Source organism: Paragemmobacter kunshanensis (assembly GCF_011059185.1).
Taxonomy (GTDB): domain Bacteria; phylum Pseudomonadota; class Alphaproteobacteria; order Rhodobacterales; family Rhodobacteraceae; genus Paragemmobacter; species Paragemmobacter kunshanensis.
In genome coordinates, this window is record NZ_JAALFE010000005.1 from 117,200 (window position 1) to 143,280 (window position 26,081).

General features: G+C 65.9%; 22 protein-coding genes. 12 read left to right on the top strand and 10 right to left on the bottom strand.

Annotated features, from left to right (window positions below; translation table 11 throughout):
- Nucleotides 1-28: 28 nt before the first annotated feature.
- The 8 genes from G5V65_RS07080 to G5V65_RS07115 form a co-directional block, all read right to left on the bottom strand.
- Complete coding sequence (locus G5V65_RS07080) at nucleotides 29-589, bottom strand: TIGR00645 family protein (protein WP_241250479.1); 561 nt, start codon at nucleotides 587-589, stop codon at nucleotides 29-31.
- Between the two features lie 66 nt (nucleotides 590-655).
- Nucleotides 656-1,276 carry a 30S ribosomal protein S4 gene (gene rpsD / locus G5V65_RS07085; protein ID WP_165048376.1) on the bottom strand — a complete coding sequence of 207 codons (621 nt, stop codon included), beginning with the start codon at nucleotides 1,274-1,276 and terminating at the stop codon, nucleotides 656-658.
- A 162-nt stretch (nucleotides 1,277-1,438) separates the two neighbouring features.
- Nucleotides 1,439-2,455, bottom strand: a complete 1,017-nt coding sequence (locus tag G5V65_RS07090) for a Hint domain-containing protein (RefSeq protein WP_343162828.1) — start codon at nucleotides 2,453-2,455, stop codon at nucleotides 1,439-1,441.
- A gap of 162 nt (nucleotides 2,456-2,617) precedes the next feature.
- Nucleotides 2,618-3,562 carry a lipid A-modifier LpxR family protein gene (locus tag G5V65_RS07095; RefSeq protein WP_165048380.1) on the bottom strand — a complete coding sequence of 315 codons (945 nt, stop codon included), beginning with the start codon at nucleotides 3,560-3,562 and terminating at the stop codon, nucleotides 2,618-2,620.
- 202 nt (nucleotides 3,563-3,764) lie between these two features.
- Entirely contained in the window at nucleotides 3,765-3,959 is a 195-nt protein-coding gene (locus G5V65_RS07100) for a hypothetical protein (RefSeq protein ID WP_165048382.1), read from the bottom strand.
- The gene (locus G5V65_RS07105; RefSeq protein ID WP_165048384.1) at nucleotides 3,956-4,633 is read right to left on the bottom strand and encodes a hypothetical protein; all 678 of its coding nucleotides are present in this window, start codon (nucleotides 4,631-4,633) and stop codon (nucleotides 3,956-3,958) included. The genes G5V65_RS07100 and G5V65_RS07105 overlap by 4 nt, the downstream gene beginning before the upstream one ends.
- Nucleotides 4,621-5,691, bottom strand: coding sequence for an AbrB family transcriptional regulator (locus tag G5V65_RS07110; protein WP_165048387.1), 1,071 nt, complete (start codon nucleotides 5,689-5,691; stop codon nucleotides 4,621-4,623). The genes G5V65_RS07105 and G5V65_RS07110 overlap by 13 nt, the downstream gene beginning before the upstream one ends.
- A gap of 39 nt (nucleotides 5,692-5,730) precedes the next feature.
- Entirely contained in the window at nucleotides 5,731-5,928 is a 198-nt protein-coding gene (locus G5V65_RS07115; RefSeq protein WP_165048389.1) for a SlyX family protein, read from the bottom strand.
- Between the two features lie 85 nt (nucleotides 5,929-6,013).
- Between G5V65_RS07115 and hisS the strand changes: the two genes are divergently transcribed.
- From hisS to G5V65_RS07135, 4 genes are all read left to right on the top strand, one after another.
- Nucleotides 6,014-7,513: a histidine--tRNA ligase gene (gene hisS, locus G5V65_RS07120; RefSeq protein ID WP_165048391.1), complete on the top strand. Its 1,500-nt coding sequence runs from the start codon at nucleotides 6,014-6,016 to the stop codon at nucleotides 7,511-7,513.
- Entirely contained in the window at nucleotides 7,510-8,610 is a 1,101-nt protein-coding gene (locus G5V65_RS07125) for an ATP phosphoribosyltransferase regulatory subunit (RefSeq protein WP_165048393.1), read from the top strand. The genes hisS and G5V65_RS07125 overlap by 4 nt, the downstream gene beginning before the upstream one ends.
- Complete coding sequence (hisG, locus tag G5V65_RS07130; protein WP_165048626.1) at nucleotides 8,607-9,317, top strand: ATP phosphoribosyltransferase; 711 nt, start codon at nucleotides 8,607-8,609, stop codon at nucleotides 9,315-9,317. The genes G5V65_RS07125 and hisG overlap by 4 nt, the downstream gene beginning before the upstream one ends.
- 64 nt (nucleotides 9,318-9,381) lie before the next feature.
- Nucleotides 9,382-9,726: a hypothetical protein gene (locus tag G5V65_RS07135; protein ID WP_165048394.1), complete on the top strand. Its 345-nt coding sequence runs from the start codon at nucleotides 9,382-9,384 to the stop codon at nucleotides 9,724-9,726.
- A 203-nt stretch (nucleotides 9,727-9,929) separates the two neighbouring features.
- Here G5V65_RS07135 and G5V65_RS07140 read toward each other — a convergent pair whose 3' ends face one another.
- Nucleotides 9,930-10,361 (bottom strand): DUF1489 family protein, encoded by a 432-nt coding sequence (locus tag G5V65_RS07140; RefSeq protein WP_165048628.1) that lies wholly within the window; start codon nucleotides 10,359-10,361, stop codon nucleotides 9,930-9,932.
- A 125-nt stretch (nucleotides 10,362-10,486) separates the two neighbouring features.
- Between G5V65_RS07140 and G5V65_RS07145 the strand changes: the two genes are divergently transcribed.
- Complete coding sequence (locus tag G5V65_RS07145) at nucleotides 10,487-12,772, top strand: adenosylcobalamin-dependent ribonucleoside-diphosphate reductase (protein ID WP_165048396.1); 2,286 nt, start codon at nucleotides 10,487-10,489, stop codon at nucleotides 12,770-12,772.
- A 16-nt stretch (nucleotides 12,773-12,788) separates the two neighbouring features.
- On the opposite strand, the gene dnaE is transcribed toward G5V65_RS07145, so the two are convergent.
- A complete protein-coding gene (gene dnaE, locus G5V65_RS07150; protein ID WP_165048398.1) occupies nucleotides 12,789-16,220 on the bottom strand; it encodes a DNA polymerase III subunit alpha in 3,432 nt (1,143 codons plus the stop codon).
- A gap of 245 nt (nucleotides 16,221-16,465) precedes the next feature.
- On the opposite strand from dnaE, the gene xdhA reads away from it, so the two are divergent.
- The 7 genes from xdhA (at nucleotide 16,466) to G5V65_RS07185 (ending at nucleotide 26,062) form a co-directional block, all read left to right on the top strand.
- A complete protein-coding gene (xdhA, locus tag G5V65_RS07155; RefSeq protein ID WP_165048400.1) occupies nucleotides 16,466-17,908 on the top strand; it encodes a xanthine dehydrogenase small subunit in 1,443 nt (480 codons plus the stop codon).
- Nucleotides 17,905-20,205, top strand: coding sequence for a xanthine dehydrogenase molybdopterin binding subunit (xdhB, locus tag G5V65_RS07160; protein WP_165048402.1), 2,301 nt, complete (start codon nucleotides 17,905-17,907; stop codon nucleotides 20,203-20,205). Before xdhA ends, xdhB begins: the two co-directional genes overlap by 4 nt.
- Nucleotides 20,206-20,315: 110 nt before the next feature.
- Nucleotides 20,316-21,269 (top strand): xanthine dehydrogenase accessory protein XdhC, encoded by a 954-nt coding sequence (gene xdhC, locus G5V65_RS07165; RefSeq protein WP_165048404.1) that lies wholly within the window; start codon nucleotides 20,316-20,318, stop codon nucleotides 21,267-21,269.
- Complete coding sequence (locus G5V65_RS07170) at nucleotides 21,266-22,798, top strand: ABC transporter ATP-binding protein (protein WP_165048406.1); 1,533 nt, start codon at nucleotides 21,266-21,268, stop codon at nucleotides 22,796-22,798. The genes xdhC and G5V65_RS07170 overlap by 4 nt, the downstream gene beginning before the upstream one ends.
- A 93-nt stretch (nucleotides 22,799-22,891) precedes the next feature.
- A complete protein-coding gene (locus tag G5V65_RS07175; RefSeq protein ID WP_165048409.1) occupies nucleotides 22,892-23,980 on the top strand; it encodes an ABC transporter permease in 1,089 nt (362 codons plus the stop codon).
- Nucleotides 23,980-24,912, top strand: a complete 933-nt coding sequence (locus G5V65_RS07180) for an ABC transporter permease (protein ID WP_165048411.1) — start codon at nucleotides 23,980-23,982, stop codon at nucleotides 24,910-24,912. The genes G5V65_RS07175 and G5V65_RS07180 overlap by 1 nt, the downstream gene beginning before the upstream one ends.
- 52 nt (nucleotides 24,913-24,964) lie before the next feature.
- Nucleotides 24,965-26,062, top strand: coding sequence for a BMP family ABC transporter substrate-binding protein (locus G5V65_RS07185; RefSeq protein WP_165048413.1), 1,098 nt, complete (start codon nucleotides 24,965-24,967; stop codon nucleotides 26,060-26,062).
- The last annotated feature ends 19 nt before the right edge of the window (nucleotides 26,063-26,081 follow it).

Sequence of the window (26,081 nt, forward strand, 5' to 3'; positions counted from 1 at the left end):
GCAAGGCCAGACGGTTTATCGCCACGCTTCACTTCGCAGACCGCGCCTGCAGCCAGTCCATCAGCGCCATCAGCACGCCCGACAGCACAAAGGTCATGTGGATCACCGTCAGCCAGAACAGATGCCCCTCGCTGGGCGCGGGCAGATCCGGATCGCCGATCTCCATGAACCGCTTCAGAAGATGGATCGCCGATATCGCCACGATCGAGGCGATCAGCTTCATCTTCAGCCCGCCGAAATCCACCTTCCCCATCCAGCCGGGCCGATCCGTGCCCGGATCGAAATCGAATTTCGACACGAAACTCTCATAGCCCGAGAACATCACGATCAGCAGCAAATTCGCCGCCAGCGTCAGGTCGATCAGCGTCAGCACCACAAGGATCGTCTTCTCCGGGCTGAGCGTCAGCATCTGCGGCACATAATAGGCCAGCTCGCGAAAGAAGATCACCAGCAGCATCAGCAGCGCCACCACCAGCCCCAGATACATCGGCGCCATCAGCCAGCGGCTGGCGAACAGCCCCCGCTCCAGCACCGATTCCGCCGTCCGCCGTTCACCCATCACCGCCTCCATCTGCAGCGAAACTGTCATGCCCGCCCCGAAAAGCAAGAGGCCCGCCACAACGGGCGGGCCTCCCTCCACGCGGTCGCGCGGAAATCAGTTCTTCGCGTAGTATTCGACGACGAGGTTCGGTTCCATCTGCACCGGATAGGGCACATCGCCCAGGCCCGGCGTGCGGACGAATTTCGCGGTCATCTTGGAATGGTCGACCTCCAGGTAATCCGGAACGTCCCGCTCGGTCAGCGCGACGGCTTCCAGCACCAGTGCCATCTGCTTGGACTTCTGGCGCACCTCGATCACGTCGCCTTCCTTCACGCGGTAGGACGCGATGTTCACACGCTGGCCATTCACGGTCACATGGCCGTGGTTCACGAACTGGCGCGCGGCGAAGATCGTGGGAACGAACTTGGCGCGGTAGACCACCGCATCCAGGCGGCGCTCCAGCAGGCCGATCAGCATCTCGCCGGTATCGCCCTTCACGCGCTCGGCTTCACCATAGATCTTGCGGAACTGCTTTTCGGTCAGGTCGCCGTAATAGCCCTTCAGCTTCTGCTTGGCGCGCAGCTGCGTGCCGAAGTCGGAAAGCTTGTTCTTGCGGCGCTGGCCGTGCTGGCCGGGGCCGTATTCCCGCTTGTTCACCGGGGATTTCGGACGGCCCCAGATGTTTTCGCCCATGCGGCGGTCGATCTTGTACTTGGCAGAGGTGCGTTTGGTCACCGCTGATCTCCTTCGTGTGTCCTGAAGTGCGTTGTCCTTTCCGGGTCTCCCCGGCGACAGGCATCCCCTTGCGGGGTCCACCAACACCAATGAAAAGCCCCGGCGCAGGACGCCGGGACTGGGCGGGCTTATACAGCCGGTCAGGGCAGAGTCAACCGCCTCTCACGCCGCCGCATCATGGCGCAGCAGCGCCGCCTCGCTGGCGGAAAGATTGCGCCGCGCATAATCGCCATAGCTCTCGGGATTCACCGCCACTTCAGGCATCACCGCCATCAGCACATCGCGCTGCGCCGGGTCGATCATCTCCAGCGCCGTGTTCGACGGGTGAAAGCTTTCCGTCTCTACCCCGTTGGCGAAGACGATATTGTGCCGCTCCAGCAGGATATGCACATAGGTCACCTCGCGCATCGCGTGATCGACCATGATGGAACCGTCATTCAGCAGATCCTCGGCCCGGACCAGCACCTCGCTCGTCCCGAACAGGGCCTGCGCCGCCGCGCCCTTCACCAGCATCCGATGCGCGGGCGATACCAGCAGGTCGGGCTCCGGCCTGTCATTGCCAAATGCGCCCGCCCGGAACCGGATCGGCCGCAGATGCGGCATCGCGTAAAGCCGCGCGCCCGACATCCGGCGGTTGCCCGTCCACAGCACCTCTTGCGGGCCGTCATCCTTGGTCAGGATCCGGTCGCCCGGCCGCAGCGTCTGGATCAGCTTCGGCCCTTCGGGCGTGGCAATCCGCGTGCCGGGCGTGAAGCAGATCACGCCGCCCCCCTCGCGCCCGCCTGCCGCCACGCGCGCCCGGTCGATCGAGGTGCGCACCACCCACAGATCGCGGTTCACCGGCGGCACATCGCCCAGCATCATCACCAGCCGCGCGCCGCTGTCGGGCACCGGGATCAGGGTCAACGCAAAGCTCTGCACCCCGTCCGTCACGATGAACCCCTGGTCGGGCAGGTCATCCCCGCCCTCCTCGGCTGCCTCCTCCGCGGGGAACTCGGCCCTGCCGATCGCCGTTCCGATCAGGCGGCGCACCATGCGCGCCGCGCGTTTCCGCATCTCCGCCTTGCCCTCGGCGCCTTCCAGAAGCAGCAGGTCTGCGGAACCATCCACCCGCACCACCTCGCCGGTCCAGCGCCAGGTGGCACCAACCGAGAGGAGGTCAAGCGACGCCCCCTTCACTCCATCCACTTCCGTTTGCGTCCAAGAGATGACGAACGTGCCACGAGAGCCCGTTATCATTTGCCTGTCTGCCTGCTCTTGTATTCTTTTTATAGGGTTAACGTATCAGCCATACAGACTTTTGACTATGTCCGGAAAGCAACACCTGCAAAATCGCATGGGTCAGAACTGCAATCGCAGGTTGATCGACCCAAGCAGCTGATCATCCGGCTGTTCGTCGAATTCCTTGCCCAGCCAGGTCACGCCATAGAACACCTCGCTCTGCGCGCCCTGCCAGTGCATCCCGGCGCGCAGCCGCTTGCGCGTGTCGCTGGGGGTGATCGCATCCGTCGCCAGGAAATACTCGCTGTCATAGACCTCGGCGATATCGCCGCCCAGCAGGACGCTGATCCCCTGCACCCGGTCGCCTGCCACCGCGCGATAGCGCTGCCCGGTCGAATTGTCGCGCAGCATCAGCGCCTCCGTCGCCACATGGCCGAAGGTGAAATCGCCGCCCACGCGCAGCAGGGTTTCCGCCCCGGCCTGCGCCTCGACAAAGGGTCGGAAGCTCACGCTCGACCCGAAATCCAGCGTCCGCCCGAATTCCGCCGTCAGCGTCGGAAAGATGTCATCCGCGATCTGCCCGCCAAAGACCGTCGGCGCAGGCAGGCCCAGCGCATCATGCAGATCGCCATGCAACCGGCTGATGCCGGTCTGCGGGCCCACGATCACCGCATCCAGACCGACGCTCGATTCGATTCCCGCCATCTGGAAATGCGTGTGCATTCCCAAGGTGAGAGCGCCGACATACCGCCGGTCCAGCGGGCCGGGTGTCACCAGATCGGCCGGGGCCAGCGTTTCGACGCGCAGCCTGAATTCCAGGATCTCGCCCGGACGCGTCGGCAATTCGCCACTCCACGACGGCCCGCGCACCCGGTTCAGGACATAGGAACCCGTGCGCCAACGGTCCTTTCCGTCGCCAATCGCGTCATTCGTCAGCAAGCGCCCCCAGCCCAGCGTCACGCGCTCCTGCGCCACGGCGGGCATGGCAAGGGCAACGGCCACCACAAGGGCCGCCGCAGCAAGGAAATGATCAATGGCAAGACGTGCCAAGGAGGGTCTGGTCATATGCGCTTCCAATCATCAGCCCCCCCAGGCTGCCCATACCATAGCCCGCGCATCCGTCCGTTTCTAGTGCCATCGGGCAACACATCGTCATGCAGTTCCCGACAAATCCACTTGTCGCGAACGGAAAGTGCCGACAGGGCTGCCGCCCTTCAAGACGGCAACCGCATTCCGCTAAGTGTTTGAAAAGCGCGCATCGTTACCTTCACGGCCATGCCCGAAATGACGAATTCGTCATCTTCGTCACGCGGGATTTGAATTCGTCATCTCCAATCTTCCAACCGCCAACTGTCGCAATATTGGTAACCGTGATCGTCGCCGGCACTTGTAGTTGGTGACTTGGTTCGGGCGAAACGGATCCTGTGATACGTTGCGTCCACAGTGCGCCGGCGGCGATCATCTTCCCTGCAGCTTCGCGGCTATCCGGCCCGCCAGCACCGCGGCCAGCAGCCCCAGGGGCAGCGCCAGCAGCGCGACCGGCCAGACCGCCCCTCCCGGCTGCACAACCAGACAGATCACCGCCACCATCAGCGCCAGCCCGGCCTCGATCGGCCGCCCTGCACGCAGGATCGGCACGGCATTCGCCAGCACCGCCAGGGAAACCAGCACCCTCAGCCCCGCCTCCTCCGGCTGCAACCAGACATGGATCCCCCAAAGCAGGACTCCCGCTCCGATAATCATCCCCCCCTCGCGCAGCGCGTCGGACAGCCTGCCCCGCGCCCCCCCCCGCCGCAGCAGCGGCAGCGCCAGCAGCAACGCCGCCACCGCCCAAAGCAGCCAGTTCCCCAGCGCCCCGGCAACCGCCCCCTCTGCCCCGCCCTGCGCGCGGTTCACCGCCCCGAAGGCGAACATGAACAGGATGATCCGCCCCGCCCGCATCACCCCCGCCACGCGGCTTGGCGATGGCCCCTCGACGGCCCCCCGCAGCAGGATCAGCGCCCCCATGAGCAGGATCAGCGCATCCCAATCCGCCCCCGCATAGCCGCGCCATGACAGGGCCAACCCCACCACCACGCAGCCGATCCCGAACAGCCGCGCCCAATCCGCCTGCCGCATGCGCTTCAGCCTGTCCAACGCCGCGCCCCTTTCGCGATCAGCACGCTCAGCACGATGCGCGCCACATGATGCACCGTCACATAGACAACCGACATCTGCAGGCTCAGCGCGATCAGGCTCATCTCCGCCAGCCCTCCCGGCGCAAAGGCCAGGAATACCGCCGCCGGCGGCTCCCCGACCCATGGCGCCAGCATCACCGCAAAGCCATAGGCCAGCGCCAGCGCCACCACCGCATTCACCACCGCCAGCCGCCCCGCCCGCCACAGCATCGCCCGCTCCGCCCCGGCAAAGCGCACGCCCAGCCCGCAGCCCACCACCACCTGCGTCACCCCCACCAGCCAGGCGGGCGGCACCCCATGCACCAGCCCCGCCGCATGGGCCACGGCGGAAAACAGCACCGGCCCCGTCATGATCGCCGCCGGAAAGCGCAAGGCCCGCCCGACCGCCACGCCCAGCGCGCCCGCCGCCAGCAGCACCGCCACCTCCTGCACCGTCAGCGGCACCGCCGCCGCAGGCAGCGCCGCCCCGCTGGCCGATCCCACCGCGCCCCCCGTCAGCACCATGAAGATCAGCGGAACCGAAACGATGGTCAGGATCAGCCGCAGGAATTGCAGCACCGTCATCAGGCGCACATCGCCGCCCGCCTCTTCCCCCATCTGCACCGATTCAATCAGCCCGCCCGGCACCGCCCCGAAAAAGCTCTCCAGCTTCGGCAACCCGCCCCGCGTATAGATCACATAGCCCACACCATGCAGGACAGGCAGGAAGACCAGCAGCGCCAGCAGCGACGGTCCCCAGGCCCCCGCCTGCCCCAGAACCTCAGGGCTGAAGGCCCCCCCGATCGCCACCCCGATCACCGGCACAAAGGCCGACCGCAGCTTCATCGGCAACAGCACCGCCCGCCCGAAGGGCCGCCATCCCGCCGCCGCGATCACCCCCGTCACCACCAGCGATCCCAGCAGCAGCGCCAGCGGCAGATGCAACAGCAGCGCCACGCCCCCGCCAAGCCCGCCAAGGGCCAGCGTCATCCCCAGCGCGGCCCAGTCCAGCCGCCTCAATCCATCAGGAAATCCCATGCGCCCGTCCTGCCGTGCGCAACCGCGGGATGCAAGCCGTCACCAATGCGGCGGCCGCACATTGGCGGCAGGCCCGTCCATGGCCATCGCCTCGCGCTCGGCCTCGCGCTCGACCAGCAATTGCACCAGCCGGGACAGCCGCTCGATCTCCTTGGCCTGCCCGGCCACCACATCGGAAAGATCATCCACCGCGCGCATCAGATGCGCCACCTTCTCCTCCAGCGCCTGTTCCGCCATGCCGACCTCCGCCTTGTGCCGCCCCTTCTTGCCGGGCCTGCCCCCTTCCGATACACGGACCCCGACAAAAAGCGAAGGTCCGACCATGGCACAGGACAAATCCCCCGAGGCAAAGACCCGCCGCCCCCGCGCCGAAACCCCCAAGGGGTTCCGCGACTATTTCGGTGCCGAAGTCACCGAGCGGAAGGCGATGCTCGACAAGGTGGCCGAGGTCTATCACCGCTACGGCTTTGATCCGCTGGAAACCAGCGCCGTGGAAACGGTCGAGGCGCTGGGAAAATTCCTCCCCGACGTGGACCGCCCCAACGAAGGCGTCTTCGCCTGGCAGGATGAGGATGCCGACTGGCTCGCCCTCCGCTACGACCTGACCGCCCCCCTCGCCCGCGTGGCGGCGCAGTTCCGGAACGACCTGCCCTCCCCCTATCGCCGCTATGCGATGGGCCCCGTCTGGCGCAACGAAAAGCCCGGCCCCGGCCGCTTCCGCCAGTTCTACCAATGCGACGCCGACACCGTCGGCGCGCCCTCGGTCGCCGCGGATGCCGAAATCTGCGCCATGCTGTCGGACGCCCTCGAAACCGTAGGCATCCCGCGCGGCGATTACATCGTGCGCGTCAACAACCGCAAAGTCCTGAACGGGGTGATGGAGGTTGCAGGTGTCCTTGACCCCGCCAACCCCAACCGCTTCGCCACCGAACGCGGCATCGTCCTGCGCGCCATCGACAAGATCGACCGCCTTGGCGAAACCGGCGTCCGCGCCCTGCTGGGCGAAGGCCGCAAGGACGAGTCCGGCGATTTCACAAAGGGCGCGGGGCTTGCCGCCGAACAGGCCGAGGTCGTCATGGCCTTCATGGCCGCCCGCCGCGACAGCGGTGCCGCCACCGTCGCCCGCCTCCGTGAACTCGTCGGCACCTCCGTCACTGGCGGCGAAGGCGTGGCCGAACTCGAAACCATCGCCGAACTGCTCGACCGCCAAGGCTACGGCTCCGACCGCATCCTGATCGACCCCGGCGTCGTCCGTGGCTTGGGCTACTACACCGGCCCCGTCTACGAGGCCGAACTGACCTTCGAAATCCTCGACGAAAAGGGCCGCAAGCGCCAATTCGGCTCCGTCTCCGGCGGGGGCCGCTATGACGACCTCGTCAAGCGCTTCACCGGTCAATCCGTCCCCGCCACCGGCGTCTCCATCGGCGTCGACCGCCTTCTCGCGGCCCTGCGCGCCAAGGGCCGCATCGGGACAGACACGGCAGGCCCCGTCGTCGTGACCGTGATGGACCGCGACCGCATGGCCGATTACATGGGCATGGTCGCCGACCTGCGCAACGCGGGCCTCCGCGCCGAAGTCTACTTGGGCAACCCCAAGAACTTCGGCAACCAGCTCAAATACGCCGACAAGCGCCAATCCCCCGTCGCCGTGATCCAAGGGGGGAACGAGGCCGAAAAGGGCGTGGTCATCCTCAAGGACCTCATCCTCGGCGCGCAGATCGCCCAGAACGCCACGCTCGAGGAATGGAAGGACCGCCCCGCACAGGTCGAAGTCCCCCGCGCCGACCTCGTCGCCGCCGTCCGCAAGATGCTGGCGAAATGACATCCAAGGCCGCCATCCGGGCCGAGGCCGAAACCCTCTTCGCCGCCTTCCGCACCGAGGGGGCGGTGCCGGTCGAGGCTGACATCCTCCAACCCGCCGAAACCCTGCTCGACCTTTACGGCGAAGACATCCGCGCCCGCGCCTATGTCACCGCCGATCCCCTGCGCGGCGAAATGATGCTGCGCCCCGATTTCACCGTTCCCGTGGTGCAGGCCCATATGGCCCACGGCGCGGAACCCGCCCGCTATTGCTACATGGGCGAGGTGTTCCGGAAGCAGGATGTCGCAGGCCCCCGCGCGAACGAATACCTGCAAGTGGGCTTCGAACTCTTCGACCGCAGCGCGCCGGAACAGGCCGACGCACAGGTCTTCGCCCTCTTCGCCCGCCTGCTCGCGCCGCTGAACCTTCGCGCCGCCACAGGCGATATCGGCATCCTCATGGCCGCCGTCCGTGGCCTCTCCACCTCTGAGCGCCGCAAATCCGCGCTCCTGCGCCACATCTGGCGCCCCAACCGCTTCCGCGCCCTGCTCGACCGCTTCTCGGGCCGCGCCCCCATGCCCGCCGCCCGCGCCGCCCTGCTGGACCGGCTGCAAAAGGACACGCCCGAAGCCCTCACCCGCGCCGCAGGCACCCTCGTCGGCCTCCGCTCTGCCGAAGACATCGCCGCCCGCGCCCGCGCCCTGATCGAAGACGCCGCCACCCAACCCATCGCCGCGACCGAGGCCGCGCTCCTCTACGACCTCCTCTCGCTGCAGGCCCCCGCCCGCGCCGCCCTGAACCACCTGCGCGGCATCACCCCGATGCTCCCCGCCATCGCCCCCGCCGTAGACCGCTTCGCCACCCGCCTCGACGCGCTGGCCACCCTCGGCATCGACACCGAAACCCTGCCCTTCGAGGCCAGCCACGGCCGCACTTCTCTCGAATATTACGACGGCTTCGTCTTCTCCTTCCACGCCGCCGACCCCGCCCTTCCCCCCGTCGCCTCCGGTGGCCGCTACGACGCGCTGACCGCCGTCTTGGGCCAGGGCCGCTCCATCCCCGCCGTGGGGGGCGTCATCCGCCCCGGCCTCGTCGCCCGCCTGAAAGGGTCCGTCTGATGCTGAAGATCGGCGTCCCCTCCAAAGGCCGGCTGATGGAGAAGACCTTCGACTGGTTCGGCCAGCGCGGCATCACCATGCGCCAGACCGGCAATGACCGCGAATATTCCGGCGCGGTCGAAGGGATCGGGGGGGTGGAACTCGTCCTCCTCTCCGCCGGAGAAATCCCGCGCGAGCTTTCCGCAGGCCGCATCCACCTTGGCGTCACCGGATCGGACCTCGTCCGCGACAAGCTGGCCGACTGGCCCGCCCAGGTGGCCGAACTCGCCCCCCTGGGCTTCGGCCATGCCGACCTCATCATCGCCGTCCCCGCCGCCTGGATCGACGTCGACACGCTGGATGATCTCGACGCCGCCGCCGCCGCCTTCCGCGCCGCGCATGGCCACCGCCTGCGCATCGCCACGAAATACCACCGCCTCGTCCGCGATTTCCTCACCGCGAACGGCGTCGCCGATTACCAGCTGGTCGATAGCCAGGGCGCCACCGAAGGCACCATCCGCAACCTGACGGCTGAGGCCATCGCCGACATCACCTCCACCGGCGAAACCCTGCGCGCCAACCACCTCAAGGTGCTGTCCGACGGGCTGATCCACCAGTCGCAGGCGGTGCTGTTCCTGTCGCGCAACGCCGATTGGCCGCAGGCCAGCCGCGCCACGCTCGCCGCCCTTGCGGCACGGCTGGCCATCCCGCTGCCCGGCGATCTCTAGCCCCGCCTTGACGGCTTCCATCTGGTGCTACCTCCCCTTTGGTTCAACAAAAGGGACATCCCAGATGCATCTTCGCCTTGCCGCCGCCGCCCTCTTCCTCGCCCTGCCCGCCTTCGCGCAGGATCTCGCCACCGGCGACACGTTAAAGGCCGCCATCGCCGACAAGACGGTCCAGGGCTCCATGATCGAATCCGGCGCCTATACCGAATTCTACGCCGCCGACGGCACCATCAAGGGTGACGGCTATACCGGCACCTGGGCGGTAGAGGGCGATCAGATGTGCTTCGACTACGGCGAAGGCGCAAACTGCTGGTCCGTCCGGCTGGAGGGCGACACCGTCACCTGGGTGAAGGATGGCAAGGATGATGGCACCGGCACCCTGATCCCCGGCAACGTCAACAACTACTGACCCCCGATCAAGGCCCGGATTTTCTGATCGGTCGCATCGGAAAATTCGTGGTTAACGCGCGCAGCGGATGGTTAACAGGCCCGAGAACCGCCGTTCGCTGCGTGCATACCGCCTGCTGCACTGGCCTGCTGCACCGGCAGCGGCCATGAAAAAACCCATGGTTAACGGCGGAATCCGGCAGGGTTGACGCCGCAGCGTTAACCTTAACGCAGCCCGATCTCGGCCAGCGCCTGCGCCAGTTCCGGCGGCAGCGCCTCCTCCCGCGCGCGCCCCTTGGGCAGGTCGCGCGGGCTCTCTCCCGGGTCCAGATAGCGCCAGCCCTGAAACGGCCGCCGCGCCGCCGCCTCGGTGCGGATCACCTCGGCATCCAGCACCAGCGCGCAGCGCAGGATGCCGTCCGCGCCTTCCACTTTCTCAAGCCCCACAATGCGTTGGCGCGCAAGGATCACCCCCTTGATCACCCAATAGAGCGACCCTCCCGCCAGCACCTCGGCCTCGCGCTTGGGCCACATCCGCGTCACATGCACTGCCCGGCCCTTGGGCCAGCGATGCCGCTGGCTCTCCTGCCAGTCGGTCAGATCCTCGACGCTGTCCGCGCCGACACAGAGCTTAAGGATATTGATGTAAGACACGATTCCCCCGAACCACCGGAAGGAAAGATTAGGGCAGTTTGACGCCGCTGCAACCGTTTGACCCGGTCACAGGATGGGCCTATCTTGTATGGCTCAGCCAAACAAACGCAAAACCAAGGGAAAATCGCATGTCCCGATTCGCCGCCCCCATCGCCGAGCAGATCTGGGACATGAAGTATCGCCTTAAAGAGGCGGACGGCACCCCGATCGACGGCACGGTCGAGGATTCTTGGCGCCGCATCGCCCGCGCTCTGGCCGAAGTCGAGGCCGATCCCGCCCATTGGGAAGGCGAATTCTACGCCGCATTGGAGGATTTCAAATTCCTCCCCGCAGGCCGCATCACGGCGGGCGCGGGCACCGGGCGTTCGGTCACGCTCTTCAACTGCTTCGTCATGGGAACCATCCCCGACAATATGGGCGGCATCTTCGACGCGCTGAAAGAGGCCGCCCTCACCATGCAGCAGGGCGGCGGAATCGGCTATGATTTCAGCACGATCCGCCCAAGAGGGGCCGAGGTGAAGGGCGTCGCCGCCGATGCCTCCGGCCCCCTCTCCTTCATGGATGTCTGGGATGCGATGTGCCGCACCATCATGTCGGCAGGCAGCCGCCGGGGGGCCATGATGGCCACCATGCGCTGCGACCACCCCGATATCGAAAGCTTCATCGAGGCGAAAAAGGATCCCGCCCGTTTACGGATGTTCAACCTCTCCGTGCTAGTGACTGATCCCTTCATGGCGGCGGTCAAGGCGGATGGTCCGTGGGAACTGGTCTTCGACGGCAAGGTCTACAAGACGGTGCAGGCGCGCGATCTGTGGAACCGCATCATGCGGAACACCTTCGATTTCGCCGAACCCGGCGTCATCTTCATCGACCGCATCAATGCGATGAACAACCTCGCCTATTGCGAAACCATCGCCGCCACCAACCCCTGCGGCGAACAACCCCTGCCCCCCTACGGGGCCTGTCTCCTGGGCTCCATCAACCTCGCGAAACTGGTTAACGGCGCGTTTACCAAGGACGCCGCGCTTGACCTGCAAGCGCTTGATTCCCTTGTCAGAACTGCCGTCCGGATGATGGACAACGTGGTCGATGCCAGCCGCTTTCCCCTGCCGCAACAGGCACAGGAAGCACAGGCGAAACGCCGCATCGGCCTTGGCGTCACGGGTCTTGCCGATGCGCTGCTGATGGTCGGCTTGCGCTATGGATCTGAAAAGGCGGCGGAAATCACCGATCGCTGGATGCAGGCCATCGCCCGCGCGGCCTATCTCGCCTCGGCCGACCTCGCCGCCGAAAAGGGCGCATTTCCCCTGTTCGATGCCGAGAAATTCCTCGCCTCCGGCGCGCTTGCCCATATGCCCGATGACGTGAAATCGGCGATCCGGGCCAAGGGCATCCGCAATGCCCTTCTCACCTCCATCGCCCCCACCGGCACCATAAGCCTTTATGCCGGCAATGTTTCTTCCGGCATCGAACCCGTTTTCGCCTATGCCTATACGCGGAAAGTCCTGCAAAAGGACGGCTCGCGCACGGAAGAAGAGGTCGTCGATTACGCCGTCCGCCTCTGGCGCGAAAAGATGGGCGACGCCCCCCTGCCGGATTACTTCGTCAACGCCCAGACCCTGCCGCCGCTGGACCATGTCCGCATGCAGGCCGCCGCGCAGAAATGGGTGGACTCGTCCATCTCCAAGACGATCAACTGCCCCGAAGACATCAGCTTCGACGATTTCAAAGGGGTCTACATGGCCGCCTGGGATCAGGGCTGCAAGGGCTGCACCACCTATCGCCCGAACGATGTGACAGGCTCGGTCCTGACCGTCGCCGAAACCTCGGAAAAGACCCCGGCCGAGGCACCCGCCGCCATGCACCAGACGGCGGACGGGGCCGAGGTTGTCTATCTTTCCGAACCGCTCGACCGCCCCGCAGCCCTGGAAGGCCAGACCTACAAGCTGAAATGGCCGGGCAGCGAACACGCGCTTTACATCACCATCAACGACATCGTCATCGCCGGCCACCGCCGCCCGTTCGAGGTGTTCATCAACTCCAAGAACATGGAACATTTCGCCTGGACGGTCGCGCTGACCCGCATGATCAGCGCCGTCTTCCGTCGCGGCGGCGATATTTCCTTTGTGGTGGAAGAGCTTAAGGCCGTCTTCGATCCGCGTGGCGGGGCCTGGCTGGAAGGGCGCTATATCCCCTCGATCCTGGCCGCCATCGGCGGCGTGATCGAACGCCACCTGATCGAGATCGGCTTCATCGCGGGCGAGGGGCTGGGCCTGAAATCCGATCCCAAGGCCGAAGTGGTGGCCCTGGGCACCCCGCGCGGCAAGTCCTGCTCGTCCTGCGGCAGCTATGACATGCGCATGGTCGAAGGCTGCATGACCTGCGCCTCCTGCGGCTATTCGAAATGCGGCTGATCCCGCGCCGGGGGGATCAGATCTCCTCGACCATGACCACGCCCTGCATGGCCTTGATCGCCCCCTTGATCTGGGGCGTCACCGGATAGGGCTGCGGCAGCAGCACGTCGATCTCGCAGCCGGTCTCGTCGGGCACGCAGATGGTGATCTGCGCCTTCGTCCGCCCCTCGACCTGCGCCAGCAGCGCGGCCACCGACCCCGCCGCCTCAGCCCGGTTCAGATGGATCCGCAGGTCCGAAGCCCCCGCCTCGGCGGCAACGGAATCAATGGGTTGCACCGAATTCGCCAGCAGTTTGACCGAATCGCCATCCGGATCGGCGCGCACCGTCAGCACCACGTTCCGGCCCGGCTCCAGATGATCGCGCGATGCCTCCAGCACGTCGGAAAACACCGTCACCTCATACAGCCCCGTCGGATCGGACAGCGACACAAAGGCAAATCGGTTCCCCTTGGCCGACTTCCGCTCCTGCCGGGCGGAAACGGATCCCGCCATCTTCACCACGCAGGTGCCCCGCTCGGCCTGCCGCGTCACTTCGGCCAGGGTCTTCACATCCCGCCGTTTCAGCGCACCCATGTAATCGTCCAGCGGATGCCCCGAAAGGTAGAAGCCGATCGCCTGATGTTCCTGCGCCAGCCGCTCCACCGGCAGCCAGTCATCGCGCCGCGCAATGCGGGGTTCCGGAATATCCGCCCCCGCCTCGCCGAACAGCGACACCTGCGACGACGCCTTCGCCTCATGGATCGCCGCCGAATAGGCCACCAGCCCATCCAGCGCCTCGAAGACACGCGCGCGGTTGGGGTCCAGCACGTCAAAGGCCCCGGCCCGCGCCAGCATCTCCAACGGCCGCTTGCCCACGCGTTTCAGATCCACCCGCCGCGCGACATCGAACAGCGTGGCAAAGGGCCTGTCCCCCCGCGCCTCCACGATCAGGCGCATCGCATCCACGCCCACATTCTTCAACGCGCCAAGGGCATAGACGATCTGCCCATCCACCACCGTGAATGTTGCCAGCGACCGGTTCACGCAAGGCGGCACGGTCGTGATCCCCAGCTTGTCCACCTCGCGCTTGTAGACGGCCAGCTTGTCCGTCAGGTGGATATCGCAGTTCATCACCGCGGCCATGAATTCCACCGGGTAATTGGCCTTGAGGTAAGCCGTCTGATAGCTGACCACCGCATAGGCCGCCGCGTGCGATTTGTTGAAGCCGTAATTGGCGAATTTCTCCAGCAGATCAAAGACCTCACCCGCCTTCTTGGCGTCGATGTTGTGCGTGGCCTTGGCACCTTCGATGAACTTGGGCCGCTCCTTCGCCATCTCTTCGGCGATCTTCTTGCCCATCGCGCGGCGCAGCAGGTCAGCCCCGCCAAGGGAATATCCGGCCATGACCTGCGCAATCTGCATCACCTGTTCCTGATAGACGATGATGCCCTGCGTTTCGGCCAGAATATGGTCGATGGTGGGGTGGATCGACTCCAGGTCCCGCAGCCCGTTCTTCACCTCGCAATAGACCGGGATGTTCTCCATCGGCCCCGGTCGATACAGCGCCACCAGCGCCACGATATCCTCGATGCAGGTGGGCTTCATCCGCCGCAGCGCATCCATCATGCCCGAGCTTTCCACCTGGAACACCGCCACCGTCTTGGCCGCGGCGTAAAGCTCATAGGTCGGCTTGTCGTCCAGCGGGATCAGGCTGATATCCAGCGTGACCCCCCGCAGCTTCAGCAGATCCAGCGCGTTCTGGATCACCGTCAGGGTCTTCAGACCAAGGAAGTCGAACTTCACCAGACCGGCGGCTTCCACCCATTTCATGTTGAACTGCGTGGCGGGCATATCCGACCGCGGGTCCTGATACAGCGGCACCAGTTCATCCAGCGGCCGGTCCCCGATCACCACACCGGCGGCATGGGTCGAGGCGTTGCGATAAAGCCCCTCGATCTGCTCGGCATAACCCAGCAACCGCCCCACCACCTCTTCCTTCGCCGCCTCGCGCAGGCGCGGCTCATCGGCCAGCGCCTTGGTGATGGAAACCGGCTTCACCCCCTCCAGCGGGATCATCTTCGACAGCCGGTCCACCTGCCCATAGGGCAGTTGCAGCACCCGCCCCACATCGCGCACGGCGGCCTTGGACAGCAGCGCACCGAAGGTGATGATCTGCCCCACCTTCTCGCGCCCGTAATGTTCCTGCACATAGCGGATCACCTCTTCCCGGCGATCCATGCAGAAGTCGATGTCGAAGTCCGGCATCGACACCCGTTCCGGGTTCAGGAAGCGTTCGAACAGCAGCGCATAGCGCAGGGGATCAAGATCGGTGATCGTCAGCGCATAGGCCACAAGGCTGCCCGCCCCCGACCCCCGCCCCGGCCCCACCGGAATGCCATGATCCTTGGCCCATTTGATGAAGTCCGACACGATCAGGAAGTAACCGGGAAAGCCCATCTTCTCGATGATGCCCAGTTCGAAATCCAGCCGCGCCTGATATTCCTCCACGCTCGCCGCATGGGGGATGACGGCCAGCCGGTTCTGCAACCCTTCATTCGCCTGACGGCGCAGTTCCTGCACCTCGTCATCGGCGAATTTCGGCAGGATCGGCTTGCGCTTGGCCGCCATGAAGGCACAGCGCCGCGCGATCTCCACCGTATTCTCCAAGGCTTCGGGCAGATCGGCGAACAGCGCGCACATCTCCGCCTCGGACTTCAGATAATGCTGCGGCGTCAGGCGGCGGCGCGGCTGGCTCTGATCGACATAGGCCCCTTCCGCGATGCAGATCAGCGCATCATGCGCCTCGTACATCTCGGATTTCGGGAAATAGACGTCATTCGTCGCCACCAGCGGCAGGCCCATCTCATAGGCCATCTCCACAAGTCCGCGCTCCGTCGCGGCCTCGGTCTCGGTCAGCCGCCCGCCTTCCCCCGGATGGCGTTGCAATTCCACATACAGCCTGTCACCAAAGGCTGCCGCCAGCCGCTCCATCAGCGCCCGCGCCTTCGGCGCCTGCCCCTGCTGCAGGAACCGCCCCACCGGCCCCTCCGCCCCGCCCGTCAGACAGATCAGCCCGGCCGAATGGCGCTCCAGCTCCTCCAGCGTCACCTGATTAAGCTGCCCCGCCTTGTCCAGATACAGACAGGAATTCAGCTTCATCAGGTTCATGTAGCCCGCCTCGGACTGCGCCAGCAGCACCACCGGCGCGGGCATCCGCAGCTTCTCCCCCGGCTGGGCCGGATCATGCGCAACCGCGACCTGGCACCCCACGATCGGCTGCAGCCCGGCATCCTTTGCCAGAACGGAAAATTCCAGCGCGCAGAACATGTTGTTGGTATCTGTCACCGCCACGGCGGGCATCTCTGCCGCGGCACAGAGCTTGACCAGTTTCTTGACCGGAATCGCGCCTTCCAGCAGCGAATGTTCGGTATGGACACGCAGATGGATGAATCGGGGAAGGTTCGACATGACGGCAGCCTAGCGAAGCGCCAGCGCCGGGGAAAGGCCGCCCCTTCTTTCGGCAAAAGATGAAACTGCTTCCCCGCTTTTCGAAAAGGTTCCGCTTGCCATGTGGCGGCCGGGCGGGCTTCATTGCTAGAAAGGACAAAGGCCCGAACCGGCAAACGGGGGGCATGGGGCGCGTGGCCCGCTTTACGCCGCATCGGGCGGCCACGCAAGACGCCTCGAACGGGGAGAAGGCGGCGGGTTAGACAATGACAGGGATCGCGTTTCTCCTGAACGGAACGCCTGTCCGCGTCGAGGGTGACACCCCGACGCGCACGCTTCTCGATTGGCTGCGCGAGGTGCGCGGCCTCTCCGGCACAAAGGAAGGCTGCAACGAAGGCGACTGCGGCGCCTGCACGGTCATGGTGACCGATGCCACCGGCAGCCGCGCGCTCAATGCCTGCATCCTCTTCCTGCCGCAACTCCACGGCAAGGCCGTCCGCACGGTCGAAGGTCTCTCCGGCCCCGGGGGCGAGATGCACCCCGTGCAAGAGGCGATGATCACCCATCACGGGTCGCAATGCGGCTTCTGCACCCCCGGCTTCGTCGTCTCGATGGCCGTGGCCCAGATGAACGGAAGGCAGGACCATGACGACGTGCTGGCAGGCAATCTCTGCCGCTGCACCGGCTACGCCCCCATCATCCGCGCCGCCGAGGCCGCCGCCTCTGCGCCCGTCCCGGACTGGATGCAGAACGACCGCAGCTTCATCTTGGCCCAAATACCCAAATCCGACGCCACCACACCCCCACCCGTTTCCCTTGACGCGCCAGGGGGGTCCGGGGGGACGCACGTCCCCCCGGCCTTCCGCCCGACGAATTCGGATGATCTCGCCGACTGGTATCTCGCCCATCCTGACGCCACCCTCATCGCCGGGGCCACCGATGTCGGCCTCTGGGTGACGAAGCAACTCCGCGATCTCGCTCCGATCGCCTTCCTGAACGGTGTCACCGATCTGCAGCAGATCGAACGGCAGGGCGGCCTTCTCCATGTCGGGGCGGGCGTCACCATCGCCACCCTGCGCGAGGCCGTCCGCGACGGCCTTCCCTCCTTCGCCGAACTCCTCCGCCGCTATGCCAGCGAACAGGTCCGCAACGCCGCCACCATCGGCGGCAACATCGCCAACGGCTCCCCCATCGGCGACGGCCCGCCCGCGCTCATCGCGCTCGGCGCCACGCTGCACCTGCGGCGGGGCGACGAGATGCGCTCCCTCCCGCTCGAATCCTTCTTCCTCGACTACCGCAAGCAGGACCGTCGCCCCGGTGAATTCGTGGCCGGGATCAGCTTCCCTGAAAAGGCCCCTGCCCTGCGCTGCTACAAGCTGTCCAAGCGCTTCGATCAGGACATCTCCGCCCTCTGCGGCTGCTTCAACCTGACCGTCGACCAAGACCGCATCACCGCAGCCCGCATCGCCTTTGGCGGCATGGCAGGCATCCCGAAACGCGCGACCCATGTCGAACAGGCCCTGACCGGCCAGCCATGGACCGAGGCGACCATCGCCAAGGCCCTCCCCGCCTTCGCGCAGGATTTCACACCGCTCTCCGACATGCGCGCCAGCGCCGCCTACCGCCTTGAAGCCGCCGCGAACCTCCTGCGCCGCTACTTCCACGACCTGAACGGAACCCCCGTCTCGGTGCTGGAGGTCGCGCCATGACCATGGGCAAACCCCTTCCCCATGATGCCGCCCCGCTCCATGTCACCGGACAGGCGCGCTATATCGACGATATCCCGCTGCCCGCCGATGCCCTGCATCTGGCCTTCGGCCTCTCCACCATCGCCCATGGCGAGGTGACGGCGATGGACCTGACCGCCGTCCGCGCCGCCCCCGGCGTGGTCGCCGTCCTCTCGCCCGAAGACTTCGCCGAAATGCCCGATTGCAGCCCGTCGGTCCATGACGAGCCGCTCCTCGCCACCGGCATGGTCCACTACCTCGGCCAACCGCTCTTCCTCGTCGCGGCCGACAGCCACCTCGCCGCCCGCCGCGCCGCGCGTCTGGCCAAGATGACATATCGCGAATTGCCCGCGCTCCTTACAGTGGATGACGCGCTGGCCGCCAACAGCCGCTTTGAACAGGGCCCGGTGATCTGGACGAAGGGCGACCCCGCCGCCGCCATCGCAAAGGCCCCCCACACCGTCGAAGGCAGCTTCGAGGTGGGCGGTCAGGAACATTTCTACCTTGAAGGGCAGGTCGCCGCCTGCCTGCCGCAGGAAGGCGGGGATGTCACCATCCTCTCCTCCACCCAGCACCCGACCGAAATCCAGCACAAGGTCGCCCATGCCCTTCACCTGCCCATGAGCAGCGTGCGGGTCGAGGTGCGCCGCATGGGCGGCGGCTTCGGCGGCAAGGAAAGCCAGGGCAACGCGCTGGCCATCGCCTGCGCCGTGGTGGCCACCCGCACCGGGCGGCCCTGCAAGATGCGCTATGACCGCGACGACGACATGATGATCACGGGCAAGCGGCACGATCTGCGCATCCTCTACCGCGCGGGCTTTGATGACGCGGGCCGCGTGACGGGGCTGGAATTCACCCATCTCTTCCGCTGCGGCTGGGCGCAGGATCTGTCGCTGCCCGTCGCCGACCGCGCGATGCTGCATGCCGACAACTGCTATCACCTGCCCGACATCCGCATCGAAAGCCATCGCCTGAAGACCCATACGCAAAGCGCCACGGCCTTCCGCGGCTTTGGCGGCCCGCAGGGGATGGTGGGCGTGGAACGGGTGATGGACCATATCGCCCAGATGCTGGGCCGCGACCCGCTTCAGGTGCGCCGCGCCAATTTCTACCGCGCGGCAGAGGTGGCAGGCCCGGTGCAGACCACGCCCTATCACATGGCCGTCGAGGATTTCATCGGCCACGAACTTGTCGCCGAACTGGAACGGACCAGCGACTATACCAAGCGTCGGGCCGAAATCGCGGCATGGAACGCCACCTCGCCCATCCTGAAGCGGGGCATCGCCCTGACGCCGGTGAAATTCGGCATCTCCTTCACGCTGACGCACCTCAATCAGGCAGGCGCCCTTGTCCATGTCTATCAGGATGGCTCCATCCAGCTGAACCATGGCGGAACGGAAATGGGCCAGGGCCTGTTCCAGAAGGTCGCGCAGGTCGTGGCGGGCGTCTTCGGCGTCGATGCGGGGGCGGTGAAGATCACCGCCACCGATACGGGCAAGGTGCCCAATACCTCGGCCACCGCCGCCTCTTCCGGGTCGGACCTGAACGGCATGGCTGCCAGGGCGGCGGCAGAGACGATCCGCGCCCGCCTTGCCGCCTTCCTTGCAGAGAAGCACCAGACGACGCCCGCCAAGGTGCGCTTCGCGGATGGCCTCGTTACTGTGGCGGGCGAGACCTACGACTTTGCCCGCGTCGCGAACTGGGCCTATCAGGCCCGCGTCTCGCTCTCCTCCACCGGCTTCTATGCCACGCCCAAGATCGTCTGGGACAGGATGCGCGGCACGGGCCGCCCCTTCCTCTACTTCGCCTATGGCGCGGCGGTGACAGAAGTCGTCATCGACACCCTGACGGGCGAGAACCGCATCCTGCGGGCAGACCTCCTGCATGACACCGGCACCAGCCTGAACCCCGCGCTGGATATCGGGCAGGTGGAAGGCGCCTATGTGCAGGGGGCGGGCTGGCTCACGACCGAGGAACTGGTCTGGGACGCGAAGGGCAAACTCACCACCCACGCGCCCAGCACCTACAAGATCCCCGCCTGTTCGGATCGCCCCCGCATCTTCAACGTGGCGCTCTGGGGGAAACCCAATCGCGAGGATACGGTGGGCAAGTCCAAGGCCGTGGGCGAACCACCCTTCATGCTGGGCATCTCTGCCCTGATGGCCCTGTCCGATGCCGTTGCCGCCTGTGGCGACGGGTCCACCTACCCCGCACTGGACGCCCCTGCGACAGCGGAACGCGTGCTTGCCGCCATAAAGAGGATGCGCGCGCATGGTTGAGCGGTGCCCCTTCGCACAGCGGAATCTGACACAGATTCCGCCCCGAAATCTGCACGCAGATTTCGCCGCGATTTCTGTGTGCAGAAATCGCCTTCCATCGGGGGCGCAGGATGTTTGACCTGGCCACCCTCCGCACCACCATCGCCGCCCACGGCCCCACCGCCCGCGTTGTGATCGCCGCACATGACGGCTCCAGCCCGCGCGAGGTGGGGGCCTCCATGCTGGTCTGGGCCACCGGCCAATCCGGCACCATCGGCGGCGGCGCATTGGAGCATGAGGCCACCACCCGCGCCCGCGCCCATCTCGCCGAAACCCGCCCGCTCCTCAGCCGCGAAGCCCTTGGCCCCAAGCTCGGCCAATGCTGCGGCGGGGCGGTCACCCTGCTGACCGAGGTCTTCACCCAAACCACCCTGCCCGCGGCTGAGACCGGGGTCTTCGCCCGCCCCGTCGATGGACGCCCCGGCGATGAACACAGCATGCCCCTTTCCGTCAGGCGCCTGATCTCCCGCGCACGGGGGGAGGGCGTGGCTCCCCGCCCCGTTCTTCTGCAGGGCTGGATGGTCGAACCCCTTGCCCGGCCCGAACGGCATCTGTGGATCTGGGGCGCGGGCCATGTGGGCCGCGCGCTGGTGGCCGTTCTCGCCCCCCTTCCGGGCGTGGCGATCACCTGGATCGACATCGCCGCCGACCGCTTCCCCGAAACGGTCCCCGACAATGTCACCCTGCGGATTGCGGCCGATCCGGCACAGGAAGTGGCCAAGGCGCCGAGAGAAGCGGAACATCTGATCGTCACCTTCTCGCATGCGCTTGACCTCGAGCTTTGCCACCGGCTGCTGACCCATGGCTTCGCCCGCTGCGGGCTGATCGGTTCGGCCACCAAATGGGCGCGCTTCCGGTCGCGCCTTGCCGCGCTGGGCCATGCCCCCGCCCGCATCGCCCGCATCGATTGCCCCATCGGCGATCCGGCCCTGGGAAAACACCCGCAGGCCATCGCCATCGGCGTGGGGGCCGCCATGCTGCTAGACGGAAAAGGCAACGCGTCACGACAGGAGAACGCGGGATGACAGGGACAGCAAGGGAACTGCTGGCCGTCGACAATGTGACCAAGGCCTATCCGGGCGTGGTGGCAAACAGCGACGTGTCCTTCAGCATTTCCGAAGGGGAAATCCATGCCCTTCTGGGCGAGAACGGCGCAGGCAAGTCGACGCTGGTCAAGATGATCTACGGCCTTGTCAAACCCGACAGCGGCACGATGCGCTTTCGCGGCCAGGCCTACCAGCCCGCCGAACCCAAGGCCGCCCGCGCGACGGGCGTCGCCATGGTGTTTCAGCATTTCAGCCTGTTCGAGGCGCTGAACGTCGCCGAAAACGTGGCCCTCGGCATGGAATCGCCCCCGCCGATGCGCGAATTGTCCGGCAGGATCCGCTCTGTCAGCGAAGAATACGGCCTGCCACTGGATCCCGACCGGATGGTCGGCGATCTGTCGGCAGGCGAACGTCAGCGGGTGGAGATCATCCGCTGCCTCCTTCAGAACCCGAAGCTCCTGATCATGGATGAACCGACCAGCGTGCTGACGCCGCAGGAAGTGGACATCCTGTTCAAGACCCTGCGCCAACTTTCCGCCGAAGGCACGGCGATCCTCTATATCAGCCACAAGCTGGAAGAGATCCGCACCCTCTGCGACGAGGCGACGATCCTTCGCCGCGGCAAGGTGGTGGCCACCTGCACGCCCCGCGACCGCTCGGCCCGCGAGATGGCCGAACTCATGGTCGGCGCGACGCTGACCCCGCCCGCGCGGGCCGCCTTGCCCAAGGGCGACATCGCGCTGCAGGTGACGGGGCTTTCCGTGGCCTCTCCCATCCCCTTCGGCACCAGCCTGAAGGACATCAACTTCTCGGTCGCCCGGGGCGAGGTTCTGGGAATCGCGGGCGTGGCGGGCAACGGGCAGGATGAACTGCTTCTTGCACTGTCGGGCGAGCTTCGGACCGCGGCCTCGACCATCCAGATCGACGGCCAGCCCCTTGGCGCGGCCGGTCCGAACCAGCGTCGCGCTGCGGGCCTTGTCGCGGCGCCGGAAGAACGGCTGGGCCACGCCGCCGCCCCGGACATGAGCCTTGTGGAAAATGCCCTGCTTTCGGCTGCGATCCGGCGCAAGCTTGTCCGCGGCGGCTTCATCGACTGGGACGCCACCCGCAGCTTTGCCGCCGATATCGTCGCGGATTTCGATGTCCGCACCCCGGGCACCCATGTCGCGGCGCGGGCGCTTTCGGGGGGCAATCTTCAGAAATTCGTCGTCGGTCGGGAACTACTGCAAAGCCCGGCGGTCATCGTGATCAACCAGCCCACCTGGGGGGTCGATGCCGCCGCGGCCGCCGCCATCCGGCAGGCCATCCTCGACCGTGCGGCCCTTGGCGCGGCTGTCGTCGTCATCAGCCAGGATCTCGATGAACTGCTGGAAATCGCGGACAACTTCGCCGCCCTGAACGAAGGCCGGCTGACGCGTCCCCGCCCGGTCGAGGGCCTGACGATCGACGAGATCGGGCTGATGATGGGCGGCGCACACGGGATGGAGGTCGCACATCATGGGCATTGAACGCTTCGTCGCGCGGGGCGGATGCCCCGGGGGGCCGTCTGCCCCCCGGGCCCCCCGAGGATATTTGGGAACAGATGAAATCAGGAGGTCGGCATGCTGAGGCTTGAGAAACGCCCCTCGCCCAGCGCCTTCTGGCAATGGGCAACGCCGGTGCTGGCTGTCGTGCTGACGATGATCGCAGGCGGCATCATGTTCGCGCTTCTGGGCAAGAACCCGGTCGAGGCGATCCGGACGATCTTCTGGGATCCGCTGTTCAACGAACAGTTCGCCGCCTATTCCCGGCCCCAGCTTCTGGTCAAGGCCGGGCCGCTGATCCTGATTGCCGTGGGCCTGTCGCTGGGCTTTCGGGCGGGCATCTGGAACATCGGTGCGGAAGGGCAGTACATCATGGGCGCGCTGTTTGGCGCGGGGGTGGGTCTTGCGCTTTATCCGGTGGAAACGCGCTGGGTCTTTCCGCTGATGGTGGTGGCTGGCATCTTTGGCGGCTGGCTCTGGGCGATGATCCCGGCCATCCTGAAGACGCGCTTCAACACCAATGAAATCCTCGTCTCGCTGCTGCTGGTCTATGTCGCGCAGAATGTCCTTGCTTCCATGTCGCTTGGCCTCTTGCGCAATCCCGAAGGTGGCGGCTTTCCGGGCAGCCGGAACCTCGGGCAGATCCCCGCCATGGCCAATCCGGAACTGATCCCCGGCACGGGCATGCATTGGGGGGTGATCGCGGCCTTCATGGTGGTGATCGCGGCCTATATCCTGCTGCAGCGCCACATCCTTGGCTTTCAGATCAAGCTGGCGGGTCAGGCTCCAAGGGCGGCCCGCTTTGCCGGGGTCAATCCGCAGCGCCTTGTGCTGCTCTGCATGGGGATCTCGGGCGCGCTGGCCGGGGCCGCGGGCCTGTTCGAGGTGACCGGACCTTCCGGCCAGATCAGTATCGACTTCAACGTGGGCTACGGCTTCACCGCCATCATCGTGGCCTTCCTCGGGCGGCTCAATCCCATCGGCATCCTGCTGGCGGGGCTTCTGATGGCGCTCACCTATATCGGCGGCGAACTGGCCAGCTTCATGCTGGGCCTGCCCGCCGCCGCGATCCAGGCCTTTCAGGGAATGCTGCTGTTCTTCCTGCTGGCGGTGGATCTACTGACGAACTTCCGCATCCGCTTTGGCACCAGGAAAGAGGCCCTCTGATGGATATTGGTGGAATCAACCCGGCCGTCCTGATCGCCTCGCTCATGGTGGCCTCGGTCCCGATCATTCTTGCGGCCATCGGCGAACTCGTCGTCGAGAAGGCGGGGGTCCTGAACCTCGGGGTCGAGGGGATGATGATCATGGGGGCGATCACCGGCTTTGCCACCGCCGTGGCCACGGGCAATCCCTATCTGGGCTTTCTTGGCGGGGCCATCGGCGGGGCCGGCCTCAGCCTTGTCTTCGGCGTCCTGACCCAGTTCCTGCTGGCCAACCAGGTGGCGACGGGGCTTGCCCTCACGCTGTTCGGGCTGGGCCTGTCCAGCCTGATCGGACAGGGCTATGTCGGCATCAAGCCGCCACTGACGGAGAATGTCCCCTTCGGCCCGCTGGCCGATATCCCCTTCCTCGGCACCGTGATCTTTGACCATGACTGGATGGTCTATGTCTCCATCGGGGTCTGCGCCGCCGTCTGGGCCGTGCTGAAATACACCCGCCTCGGCCTGATCCTGCGCGCCGTCGGCGAAAGCCACGATGCCGCCCATGCGCTGGGCTACAAGGTGGTACGGATCCGCATGCTGGCGATCCTCTTCGGTGGCGCGATGGCGGGCCTGGGCGGCGCCTACATCAGCCTGATCCGCGTGCCGCAATGGACCGACGGCATCACCGCAGGCGCAGGCTGGATCGCCCTTGCCATCGTCGTCTTCGCAAGCTGGAAACCATGGCGAGTCCTGCTTGGTGCCTATCTTTTTGGCGGAATCACCGTGTTGCAGCTTAACCTGCAGGCAGCCGGGGCGCGAATCCCGGTGGAATACTTGTCGATGAGTCCGTATCTGATAACCATCCTCGTGCTGGTCATCATGTCTTCTGGCAAGGGCAAGGCGGCGCTGAACGCGCCTGCCGCGCTGGGCCAGAACTTCCACGCCTCGCGCTGAGGCAAAACACACAAACCGGGGTCGGCTGCCGACCCCCAACCGGGAGTAAGAAATGAAGAGAAGAACGATCCTGAAGGGCGGCGCCGCGCTTGGCTTTGCCTCGATGCTGGGGGGGAAGATGTCCCTTGCGCAAGGGCTGGAGAAGGTCAAGGCAGGTTTCGTCTATGTCGGCCCCATCGGCGATGGCGGCTGGACCTACCAGCACCATCAGGGCGCGCTGGCCGTGCAAGAGGCCTATGGAGACAAGGTCGAGATCGTCTGGCAGGAAAACGTGCCCGAAGGCGCTGATGCCGAACGCGTTCTGACGCAGATGGCGCTGTCGGGCTGCAACATCATCTTCACCACGTCCTTCGGCTACATGGACCCGACCAATGCCGTCGCGGCCAAGTTCCCGGATGTGAAGTTCGAACACGCCACCGGCTTCAAGCGCGAACATCCCAATGTCTCCACCTATAACGCGCGCTTCTATGAAGGCCGCGCCGTGCAGGGGCATATCGCGGGCAAGATGACCAAGACGAACAAGATCGGCTATATCGGCTCCTTCCCGATCCCCGAAGTGATCATGGGCATCAACAGCTATTACCTGCACGCCAAGAAGGTGAACCCGAACGTCGAACTGTCCATCGTCTGGGCCTTCACCTGGTTCGACCCGGCGAAAGAGGCCGATGCCGCCAAGGCGCTGATCGACCAGGGCGTGGACGTGATCGCCAGCCACACCGACTCCACCGCGCCCCTGGCCGAGGCGGCCAAGACCAATGGCGCTGTCATCGGCTTTGGCCAGGCGTCGGACATGGCCGATTACAAGCCCAGCCCCCGCGTTTCGTCCATCATCGACAACTGGGCGCCCTATTACGTGAAGCGCGTCGGCGCCCTGCTTGACGGCAGCTATGCCCAGGCCGACGCCTGGGAAGGCATCGCCGGCGGCGAAGTGGAAATCGGCGAGATCACCGATGCCGTCCCCGCCGATGTGAAGGCCGAGGCCGAGGCCCTGCGCGATTCCATCGCAGCGGGCACCTACCACCCCTTCACCGGCCCGATCAACAAGCAGGACGGCAGCGCCTGGCTGGCCGAAGGCGCAACCGCGCCGGATGGCGATCTGTTGGGGATGATGTTCTATGTCGAAGGCATCACGGGCGAAATCCCGTCCTGATCCCTGCCTCTGAAGACAG